This window comes from Piscinibacter sp. (assembly GCF_050175855.1).
Classification (GTDB): domain Bacteria; phylum Pseudomonadota; class Gammaproteobacteria; order Burkholderiales; family Burkholderiaceae_C; genus Piscinibacter.
The window spans coordinates 1-9,837 of sequence record NZ_JBFXIO010000183.1 but is presented as its reverse complement, the minus strand read 5'-3'; the positions used below and the strand labels follow the sequence as shown (position 1 = coordinate 9,837).

9 protein-coding genes are annotated in these 9,837 nt (G+C 69.4%); 3 read left to right on the top strand and 6 right to left on the bottom strand.

Features of this window, described 5'->3' with window-relative positions:
• Both AB7U92_RS14640 and AB7U92_RS14635 read left to right on the top strand, forming a co-directional pair.
• On the top strand, positions 1–729 hold a 729-nt coding region (locus AB7U92_RS14640; RefSeq protein WP_428578139.1), incomplete at its 5' end, for an NAD-dependent epimerase/dehydratase family protein.
• A 23-nt stretch (positions 730–752) separates the two neighbouring features.
• Positions 753–2,033, top strand: a complete 1,281-nt coding sequence (locus AB7U92_RS14635) for a nucleotide sugar dehydrogenase (RefSeq protein ID WP_428578136.1) — start codon at positions 753–755, stop codon at positions 2,031–2,033.
• Between the two features lie 16 nt (positions 2,034–2,049).
• On the opposite strand, the gene AB7U92_RS14630 is transcribed toward AB7U92_RS14635, so the two are convergent.
• From AB7U92_RS14630 to AB7U92_RS14610, 5 genes are all read right to left on the bottom strand, one after another.
• Positions 2,050–2,712 carry a TIM44-like domain-containing protein gene (locus AB7U92_RS14630; protein WP_428578133.1) on the bottom strand — a complete coding sequence of 221 codons (663 nt, stop codon included), beginning with the start codon at positions 2,710–2,712 and terminating at the stop codon, positions 2,050–2,052.
• Positions 2,706–3,437: a bifunctional demethylmenaquinone methyltransferase/2-methoxy-6-polyprenyl-1,4-benzoquinol methylase UbiE gene (ubiE, locus tag AB7U92_RS14625; RefSeq protein ID WP_428578130.1), complete on the bottom strand. Its 732-nt coding sequence runs from the start codon at positions 3,435–3,437 to the stop codon at positions 2,706–2,708. Before ubiE ends, AB7U92_RS14630 begins: the two co-directional genes overlap by 7 nt.
• Positions 3,438–3,445: 8 nt before the next feature.
• Positions 3,446–3,862 carry a gamma-butyrobetaine hydroxylase-like domain-containing protein gene (locus AB7U92_RS14620; RefSeq protein ID WP_428578128.1) on the bottom strand — a complete coding sequence of 139 codons (417 nt, stop codon included), beginning with the start codon at positions 3,860–3,862 and terminating at the stop codon, positions 3,446–3,448.
• Between the two features lie 78 nt (positions 3,863–3,940).
• Positions 3,941–4,402 (bottom strand): HIT family protein, encoded by a 462-nt coding sequence (locus AB7U92_RS14615; protein ID WP_428578125.1) that lies wholly within the window; start codon positions 4,400–4,402, stop codon positions 3,941–3,943.
• A 12-nt stretch (positions 4,403–4,414) separates the two neighbouring features.
• On the bottom strand, positions 4,415–6,382 hold the full coding sequence (locus AB7U92_RS14610; protein WP_428578122.1) for a diguanylate cyclase: 1,968 nt from the start codon (positions 6,380–6,382) through the stop codon (positions 4,415–4,417).
• A 62-nt stretch (positions 6,383–6,444) separates the two neighbouring features.
• Here AB7U92_RS14610 and AB7U92_RS14605 point away from each other — a divergent pair, with 62 nt between their 5' ends.
• Complete coding sequence (locus AB7U92_RS14605) at positions 6,445–7,422, top strand: Bug family tripartite tricarboxylate transporter substrate binding protein (protein WP_428578119.1); 978 nt, start codon at positions 6,445–6,447, stop codon at positions 7,420–7,422.
• 9 nt (positions 7,423–7,431) lie between these two features.
• On the opposite strand, the gene AB7U92_RS14600 is transcribed toward AB7U92_RS14605, so the two are convergent.
• Positions 7,432–9,837 (bottom strand): DUF3400 domain-containing protein (locus tag AB7U92_RS14600; protein WP_428578116.1); only part of this gene is annotated, 2,406 nt, incomplete at its 5' end.

Below are 9,837 nucleotides of genomic sequence, written 5' to 3'. Positions count from 1 at the left end.
GTCAACCCGCACGCCTACATCGACAGCAACATCGTCGGGTTCACCAACATCCTCGAAGGCTGCCGACACAACGGCGTGCAGCACCTGGCCTACGCGTCGAGCTCGAGCGTCTACGGCGGCAACACCGCGATGCCGTTCTCCGAGCACCACAACATCGACCACCCGGTGAGCCTGTACGCGGCCACCAAGAAGGCCAACGAATTGATGGCGCACACCTACAGCCATCTGTTCGGGCTGCCGACCACCGGCCTGCGCTTCTTCACGGTCTACGGCCCCTGGGGACGCCCGGACATGGCGCTGTTCCTGTTCACCAAGGCCATCCTCGCCGGCGAGCCGATCAAGGTGTTCAACCACGGCAAGATGGTGCGCGACTTCACCTACATCGACGACATCGCCAATGGCGTCGTGCGCGTGCTCGACAGGCCGGCCACCGCCGACCTGGCCTTCGATGCCGCGTCGCCCGATCCCGCGCGCAGCAACGCACCGTACCGGGTGTTCAACATCGGCAACAGTGACCCCGTCCAGCTGATGGCGTTCATCGAAGCCATCGAAGCATCGCTGGGCAAGACCGCGATCAAGGAGTACCTGCCGCTGCAGGACGGCGACGTGCCGGCCACCTCGGCCGACGTCTCCGATCTCGAGGCCTGGACCGGTTTCCGCCCGGCCACGGCGGTGCGGGGCGGTGTCGGCCGCTTCGTCCAGTGGTACCGGGACTACTTCAAGGTTTGAGACAAGTCGACAGATCCAAAGACATGACCACCATTGCAGTCATCGGCCTGGGCTACGTCGGCCTGCCGCTCGCCGTCGAGTTCGGCAAGAAGTACCGCACGCTCGGCTTCGACCTATCTGCCGAAAAGGTGGCCGCCTACGGCCGCCATGTCGATCCGACCGGCGAGGTCAGCAGCGCCGACCTGAAGGCCGCGACCAAGCTCACCTGCAGCACCGACCCCAAGGTGATCGGCGAGGCCGACTTCATCGTCGTGGCCGTGCCGACACCGGTGGACGACGCGCACCAGCCCGACTTCACGCCGCTGGTGAAGTCGTCCGAAAGCGTCGGCAAGCACATCAAGAAGGGTGCCATCGTCGTCTACGAGTCGACGGTCTATCCTGGCGCCACCGAGGAGGTCTGCATCCCGATCATCGAGAAGCACTCCGGCCTGAAGTGGAAGGAAGGCTTCTTCGTCGGTTACAGCCCGGAGCGCATCAACCCCGGCGACAAGGAGCGCACGGTCACCAAGATCACCAAGGTGGTTTCCGGCGACACGCCCGAGACGCTGAAGAAGGTGGCCGAGGTCTACGGCTCGGTGATCACCGCCGGCGTCTACCCCGCCAGTTCCATCAAGGTGGCCGAGGCGGCCAAGGTGATCGAGAACACCCAGCGCGACCTGAACATCGCACTGATGAACGAGCTGGCCGTGATCTTCCAGCGCATCGGCATCGACACGCTCGAGGTCCTCAAGGCCGCCGGTACGAAGTGGAACTTCCTGCCCTTCCGCCCCGGCCTGGTGGGCGGCCATTGCATCGGCGTCGACCCCTACTACCTGACGCACAAGGCCGAGCAGTTGGGCTACAACCCCCAGGTGATCCTGGCCGGCCGGCGCATCAACGACAGCATGGGCAAATTCGTCGCCGAGCAGACGGTCAAGCAGATGATCGCCGCTGACCTGCCGGTCAAGGGCGCCGACGTGATCGTGCTGGGCATGACCTTCAAGGAGAACTGCCCCGACCTGCGCAACAGCAAGGTGATCGACGTGATCAACGAGCTGAAGAGCTTCGGCGTCCGCGTGCACGTGCACGACCCGATCGCCGAGTCGGCCGAGTGCGAGCACGAATACGGCATCCGGCTGACGCCCTGGGAGCAACTGCCGCGCGCCTGTGCGATCGTCGCGGCCGTCTCGCACAAGGAGTATGCGGAGATGGGCCTGAAGAAGATCGCCGAGAAGGCGGTCGACAAGGCCGTGTTTGCCGACGTGAAGTCGAACTACGACCCTGCGGAACTCGGCGCGCTGGGCTTCCGCACCTGGCGCCTGTAGGCGCTTCGGCCCTCGTCTAGAGAAGGGCCTGCTGGCGTGCCAGCCGCCACGCCTCGCCGGGCCGGCTGCGCGTCAGCATCCATACCTCGCGCAGCAGCTGCGCGTCGCCCTGAACCGACTCGCGGACCACGCCACTGAACTCGATGCTCGCCAGCTCCAGCGAGCCGACGGTGTCGCGTGCGATCAGGTGCGCCTCCAGCGCCAGCACGTCGGTGCGGTTCACCGGGCCGCCGCGTTCGGGCAGCAGGGCTGCGAGTTCCTCGAACATGCCATCGGTGGTGAGCCGGCGCAGGGTCTCCAGGTCGGCGGCGTCCCAGGCGGCCTGGAGCTCGAGGAACTGCCGGCGGGCCGCACGCAGCAGCGCACGCTCGTCCTGGCTGGTTGCCGCTGCGCGCGCCAGGATCGGCTGCGGCAGGTACCGGCGGGCGAACACCGGCCGGAATCGGCGCCCCTGCGCCCGCAGGTGCATCGCGGTCACGGCCACCAGCAGCAGCAAGGCCGCGATCGCCAGCACGGCGGCCGCACTGGACGGCGATCCGCGCTGCGAGGCCAGCAGCGCGAGCAGCGCGCCGGCCAGGCCCACCGAGGTGGACAGCCCGGTCATCGCCGCCGCCGAGGCGCTCGCCGGCAGCACGGCCAGCAGCCCCAGCAGCAGCGCCGGACGCGGACAGCTCAGCACTTGATCCCCACGTGCAGCGCCACCACACCGGCGCTGAGGTTGTGCACGTCGACGTGGCCGAAGCCGGCGCTCTTCATCATCGACTTCAGCTCGGCCTGGCCGGGATGCATGCGGATCGACTCGGCGAGATAGCGGTAGCTGTCGGCGTCGCCGGCCACCCACTGGCCGATGCGCGGCAGCACGTTGAACGAGTACCAGTCGTAGGCCTTGGCCAGCGGCGGCGCCACCTTGGAGAACTCCAGCACGAGCAACCGCCCGCCCGGCCGCAGCACGCGGTTCATCTCGGCCAGCGCGCGATCCTTGTGGGTCATGTTGCGCAGGCCGAAGGCGACGCTGACCAGGTCGAAGCTGCCGGTCGGGAAGGGCAGCACCTCGGCGTCGCAGATGACCGTCGGCAGCACCAGGCCCTCGTCGAGCAGCCGGTCGCGGCCGCGGCGCAGCATGGCCTCGTTGATGTCGGTGTGCACCACCATGCCGCGCTCGCCGACCTTGCGCGCGAAGGCGCGCGCAAGGTCACCCGTGCCGCCGGCCAGGTCGAGCACGCGGTCGCCCTCGCGCAGGTTGGCCACCGCCACGGTGTAGGCCTTCCAGGCGCGATGCAGGCCCATCGACATGAGGTCGTTCATCACGTCGTAGCGGGCGGCCACCGAGTCGAACACGCCGCGCACGCGCGCGGCCTTCTGCGTCTCTTCGACGGTCTCGAATCCGAAATGGGTTTCGCTCATGGCGCGGCTCAGTGGTGGTGTCCGCAGGACGATGCGGCCGCAGCCGCCATCGGCGCGTCGCGGTCGACGCCGGCCTCACGCAGCCGGGCCTCGTAGCGCTGCCAGAGTTCGTCCTGCTGCGCGCCGAGGAAGTAGAGGTAGTCCCAGGAGAAGATGCCGGAGTCGTGGCCGTCGCTGAAGGTCGGCTGCACGGCGTAGTTGCCCACCGGCTCCAGCGCGGTCAGCTCGACCTCGCGCTTGCCCGTCTGCAGCACCTCCTGGCCCGGGCCATGGCCCTGGACCTCGGCGGAGGGGGAGTAGACGCGCATCAGCTCGAAGGGAATGCGGAAGCTGCGGCCGTCGGAGAAACCGATCTCCAGCACGCGCGACTGCTGGTGCACGGTGATGTCGGTGGGCTGGGGTGTTTCGGGGCTGAGGCCGGCCATGGGCGAGGGTCGTGGTGACGAAGCGGACGCAGTGTAGCCAAGCGACCTGCGCGATGCGATCAGGGACTTTGATACCGGTCAGTCGCGCCGGACGAGCGCTTCCACCACGCAGGCATCGAGGTCGTGCAGCGGCATGCCGAGCCGGGCCGGCGCGCCGCCGTCGACCTCGCGCTGGCGCGGCCCCCACACCGCCTGTGGAAAGTGGCTGTCCCAGTCGAAGCGCGCGATCACGTGCCAGTGCAGGTGCGGCACCATGTTGCCGAGCGCGGCCAGGTTGATCTTGGCCGGCCGCAACTGCTCGATCAGCACGCGCTCGATCGCGCAGACGATGTCCATGCAGCGGGCGCGCTCGGGCGCCAGCAGCGCCGAGAACTCGGCCATGTGGTGCTGTGCGACGACGCGGTAGAAGGCCGGGAAGTCGGCATCCTCGGCCCGGATCACGCGCCAGGCATCGTCCTGCCAGAGCACGACACCCCCGGCCTGCTCGCACAGGGCGCAGCCGGGCACGGCATCGGGCCGCGGGGCGAAGTCGTGCGCCATCGAAACGGCCCGCTAGACCGAGACCGCCTGGCGCGCCCGTCGGCGATCGCCGGCCGCCGCACCGACGCCGCCGTCGGCGCGGCCGGCCCGTGCACAGCGCACGCAGGCGCGGCCCTCGGCCTTGGCGCGATGGAGCTGGCGATCGGCCTCTTCCATCAGCGACTCCAGCGAATCGAAGGCATCGCCGAGCGACGCGGCGCCCATCGACAGCGTGATGCCGTGCGGCTGGGACAGCCCCTGGATGGACTGCGCAGCGATCGCTGCGGATAGCCGCTCGAACAGCGCCGGCATCTCGTCGATCGCCGTGCCGGGCATCACCAGCAGCCACTGGTCGCCGTCGAAGCGGCCCAGGCGCTCCTGGCCGTGCAGCACCTGGCCGGCGGCCTGCGCGAATGCGCGCAGCACGCGGTCGCCGGTGGTCTGGCCATGGCGCTCGTTGATGGCCTTGAAGTGGTCGAGGTTCACCAGCGCGACGCTCAGCTCGATGCCCAGGCGGCGGCACAGGTCGAACTGCTCCTGGGCGAAGGCCATCACGGCGCGGTGATCGGGCATGCCGGTGAGCTCGTCGCGCAGCTCCAGCTCGGCGAGCTGCCGGCGGCGGCGCAGCGCGCGAAGACCGATCCACGCGCCGGCGAGGCCCAGGCCCGCCAGCGCCGCCAGTGCCGCCCACAGCGCGCGCTGCTGTGCCTCGCGCGCCTGCAGCGCGAGTCGATCGGCCTCGCTGCGGTGGCGCAGGTCGGCCAGTTCCGCCTCGCGGCGCGCGATCTCGTAGCGGGCCTGCAGGCGCAGCAGCTGGGCATCGCGCTTCGACTGCTGGCCGAGCGCCAGCGCTTCGTTGGCGCGGCGCAGTTCGGCATAGGCCTGGGCGAACTGGCCCTGCGAGGCATGGCCTTCGGCCACCCGCTGCAGCAGCCGTGCGCGATCGGGCGCGGGCAGCACGGCGCGCTCGAGCGCCCTCGCCTTGTCGATTTCCTGCAGCACCTCGGGGCGCTTGAGCTGCGCCAGTGCCTCGATCAGCAGCCCGCGGGCCAGTGCCAGCCGCGCCGGGGCCTCGGTCTGCCCGAGTGCCGGCAGCACGCCGCGCACCAGGTCGATCACGCGCTGCGGCTCGCCCTGCGACAGGCGCAGCGCCGCCAGGTCGAGCGTGACGATGGCCTCGCCGGTGGCGTCGCCGATCTCCCGGCTGCGCGACAGCGAGGCTTCGAAGCAGCGCGCCGCGCGCTCGGTCTGGCCGAGCCGGGCCAGCGTGTTGCCCATCTCCCACTCGATCCAGCCCCGCTGGAAGCGCGCCGGCAGCACGCCCAGCACCTCCAGCGCACGCTCGAAGTAGCTCTCCGCCGGCGCCTTGCCCGACAGCGAGCTGGCCATGCTGCCCATCGCGATCAGCGCCGAGGTCTCCAGGTGCAGCTGGCCCAGCTTGCGGCCGCAGCGCTCGGTTTCCTCGGCCACGCGCCAGGCCTCGTCGAGCGCGTAGGTCTCGCGCAGCAGGAACAGGTCGCCGGCCGAGATCTCGCACAGCAGGTATTCGTCACCGAGCGGGGCCGCGGCCCGCCGCAACTCCACGCTGCGCGCGATCAGGCTGGCAGACTCCTCGCGCCGGAACAGCGAGCCGATCGCATAGGCCTCCAGCCAGAGATGGTGGCGCGGCGTGGCCGTCGGCACGCGGCCGAGCCGCGCGCGCGCTTCGTCGACGCTGCGCTGGGCGTCGCTCGGGCGATCGAGCAGCGTGTAGACCGCCGCCTTGCCGAGCAGTTGCCAGAAGCGTGATTCGGAGTCCAGCGAATCCAGCGTGGCATCGGCCAGCGCCAGCGCCTCACGCGGGTCGTCGAGCGAGCGCTCGAGCAGCGGCCGCAGCGGCTCCGGCAGGCTCGGCGCGGCGTTCGGGGCGGACGGCAGGGCGAGCACCGCCACCAGGGCGCAGGCGCGGCCGAGGCGGCGCAGGGCACCGGTGGGCGGGAAGCGGCAGGCGCGGGCAATCATGGTGGGAGGGGCCTATTGTCGCCGCTAAGATCGCCGCTCCGTCACGGCCCCGCATCGACGTCATGAGCCTCTTCCTCACCCGCCGCACCTTCGGCGCTTTCGCCCTCGCCGCCCTCGCCCCCCTGGCCGCCCAGGCGCAGGCCTGGCCCTCCAAGCCGATCCGCTGGGTGGTGGCCTATCCGGCCGGCGGCGGCTCGGACTTTCTCGCGCGCCAGCTCGCGCCGCAGCTCGGCTGGCAGCTGGGGCAGACCATCGTGATCGACAACCGCCCGGGCGCGGCCGGCATCATCGGCACCGACAACGCCGCCAAGTCGCCCGCCGACGGCTACACCATCGTTACCGGCGACAACGGCGCGATGGTGTTCCACGAGGCGATGTACAAGAAGATCCCGTACTCGCCGACGGATCTTGCGCCGGTGGGCTTCATGGCGCGCTTCCCGCTGATCGTGGCGGTCAATCCGTCGGCCGGCTTCAGCGACGCGAGGCAGTGGCTCGATGCACTGAAGAAGAACCCCGGCAAGTTCAGCTATGCGTCGCCCGGCATCGGCAGCCCGCACCACCTGGCGATGGAGCTGCTGAAGAGCCGCACGCAGACCTTCGTCGTGCACGTGCCCTACCGCGGCACGGCGATGGCGGTGCAGGACGTGATCGCCGGCCAGGTGCCGATGATGGTGCTCGACACCGCCGCCGGCCTGCCGCAGATCCGCTCGGGCAAGGTCAAGGCGCTGGCCGTGATGTCGAAGAAGCGCATCGCCTCGCTGCCCGACGTGCCCACGCTCGACGAGCTGGGCGTGAAGGATTTCGAGGTCACGGCCTGGCAGGGCCTGTTCGTGCCCAAGGGCACGCCGGCCGACATCGTCGCGCGACTGACCGCGGAGATGAACAAGGCGATCACCACGCCCGAGGTGAAGTCCAAGCTGGAGGACTTCGGCCTCGAGGTGTTGCCGAGCGACGGCCCCGCCCTGGCCTCGTTCATCCAGAAGGAAACCACCTTCTGGCATGCGCTCATCAAGGAGCGCGGCCTGTCCGCCGAGCAGTAGCCCGAGGGATCAGACCAGCACGCGCTCGATGCCCCCGTCGTTGGCGCGCTCGACATAGTCGGGCAGCCAGTCGGGGCCGAGGATGCGGCTGGCCATCTCGACCACGATGTAGTCGGCCTCGAGCAGGCCGTTCTGCAGGTCGCCGGCGTAGCGGTTCAGGCCCTGCAGGCAGCTCGGGCAGGAGGTGAGGATCTTCACCGGGCCCTTCCCTGCCACGGCGCCCGAGGCGCGCAGCGCCGCCTCGTCGCGGCGCAGTTCCTCGGTCTTGCGGAAGCGCACCTGGGTGGAGATGTCCGGCCGCGTCACGCCCAGCGTGCCGCTCTCGCCGCAGCAGCGCTCGCTCTTGCGCACGTTCTCTCCGACGAGCGCCTTCACGGTCTTCATCGGCTCCTGCAGCTTCATCGGCGAGTGGCAGGGGTCGTGGTACAGGTAGCCGCCGCTGCCGTCCAGCGTGATGCCCTTCTCGAGCAGGAACTCGTGGATGTCGACGATGCGGCAGCCGGGGAAGATGTCCTCGAACTTGTAGCCCTGCAGCTGGTCGTAGCAGGTGCCGCAGCTGACCACCACGGTCTTGATGTCGAGGTAGTTCAGCGTGTTGGCGACACGGTGGAAGAGCACCCGGTTGTCGGTGATCATCTTCTCCGCCTTGTCGTACTGCCCGCTGCCGCGCTGCGGATAGCCGCAGCACAGATACCCCGGCGGCAGCACCGTCTGCACGCCGGCGTGCCAGAGCATCGCCTGCGTGGCCAGGCCCACCTGCGAGAACAGCCGCTCCGAGCCGCAGCCCGGGAAGTAGAAGACCGCCTCGGTGTCGGCGGTGGTCGTCTTCGGGTCGCGGATGATCGGCACGTAGGCCTTGTCCTCGATGTCCAGCAGCGCACGAGCGGTGCGCTTGGGCAGGTTGCCCGGCATCTTCTTGTTGATGAAGTGGATCACCTGCTCCTTGACCGGCGCCGGGCCCACGGTGGCCGGCGGCGCAGCGGTCTGCTGGTTGGCCAGACCGCGCAGCAGGTTGTTGGCCATGCGCTGAGCGGTGAAGCCGACGTCGACCATCGCTCGGCGCATGAGGCGGATGGTCTCGGGGTTCGTCGCGTTGAGGAAGAACATCGCGGCCGCGTTGCCGGGGCGGAAGCTCTTCTGCCCCATCTTGCGCAGCAGGTTGCGCATGTTCATCGACACGTCGCCGAAGTCGATCTTCACCGGGCAGGGGCTGGCGCACTTGTGGCAGACGGTGCAGTGGTCGGCCACGTCCTCGAACTCCTGCCAGTGCTTGATGCTGATGCCGCGGCGGGTCTGCTCCTCGTAGAGGAAGGCCTCGATCAGCAGCGAGGTGGCGAGGATCTTGTTGCGCGGGCTGTACAGCAGGTTGGCGCGCGGCACGTGGGTGGCGCACACCGGCTTGCACTTGCCGCAGCGCAGGCAGTCCTTGACCGAGTCGGCGATCTGGCCGATGTCGCTCTGCTGCATGATCAGCGACTCGTGGCCCATCAGCCCGAAGCTCGGCGTGTAGGCGTTGGTCAGGTCGGCCTTGATCTCGCCGCCGCGCAAGAGCTTGCCCTTGTTGAAGCGGCCCTCGGGGTCGACGCGGCGCTTGTACTCGGTGAAGCCGGCCAGTTCCTCGTCGCTGAGGAACTCCAGCTTGGTGATGCCGATGCCGTGCTCGCCGGAGATCACGCCGCCCAGGCTGCGCGCCAGCGCCATGATCCGGCCCACCGCCTCGTGCGCGGTCTGCAGCATCTCGTAGTTGTCGCTGTTGACCGGGATGTTGGTGTGCACGTTGCCGTCGCCGGCATGCATGTGCAACGCCACCCAGACGCGACCCTTGAGCACGCGGTCGTGGATCTTCTGGCACTCGTCGACGATCGGCGCCAGCGCTGCGCCGGCGAAGATGTTCGCCAGCGGCGCACGGATCTGCGTCTTCCACGAGGCGCGCAGCGTGTGGTCCTGCAGGTCGGCGAAGACCGTGCGCCCCGTCTCGGGCTGCACGACGTCGAGATTGGCCATCCACTGCCGCCACAGCCCGCGCACCTCGCGCAGCAGCGCCAGCGCCTGCTGGACGCGGTCCTCGAGCAGTTCGGCCGAGGCGATCTCCACCGCATCGTCGCTCTTGCCCAGCGGCAGGCTGCCGCCGAGGAAGAAGGCCTCCAGTGCATCCACCGTCGCCAGCTTGTTGCGCAGGCTCAGCTCGATGTTGATGCGCTCGATGCCCTCGGTGTACTCGCCCATGCGCGGCAGCGGGATCACCACGTCCTCGTTGATCTTGAAGGCGTTGGTGTGCTTGCTGATCTCGGCGGTGCGCTTGCGGTCGAGCCAGAACTTCTTGCGCGCATCGGCGCTGACCGCGACGAAGCCCTCGCCGGCTCGGCTGTTGGCGATGCGGATCACCTCGCTGGTGGCGCGCGCCACGGCATCGGC

Coding starts and splice junctions, on each gene's coding strand:
- AB7U92_RS14620 (WP_428578128.1), bottom strand. CDS start 3,862: ATGGCCGGCCTCAGCCCCGAAACACCCCAGCCCACCGACATCACCGTG.
- ubiE (WP_428578130.1), bottom strand. CDS start 3,437: ATGAGCGAAACCCATTTCGGATTCGAGACCGTCGAAGAGACGCAGAAG.
- AB7U92_RS14610 (WP_428578122.1), bottom strand. CDS start 6,382: ATGATTGCCCGCGCCTGCCGCTTCCCGCCCACCGGTGCCCTGCGCCGC.
- AB7U92_RS14615 (WP_428578125.1), bottom strand. CDS start 4,402: ATGGCGCACGACTTCGCCCCGCGGCCCGATGCCGTGCCCGGCTGCGCC.
- AB7U92_RS14635 (WP_428578136.1), top strand. CDS start 753: ATGACCACCATTGCAGTCATCGGCCTGGGCTACGTCGGCCTGCCGCTC.
- AB7U92_RS14605 (WP_428578119.1), top strand. CDS start 6,445: ATGAGCCTCTTCCTCACCCGCCGCACCTTCGGCGCTTTCGCCCTCGCC.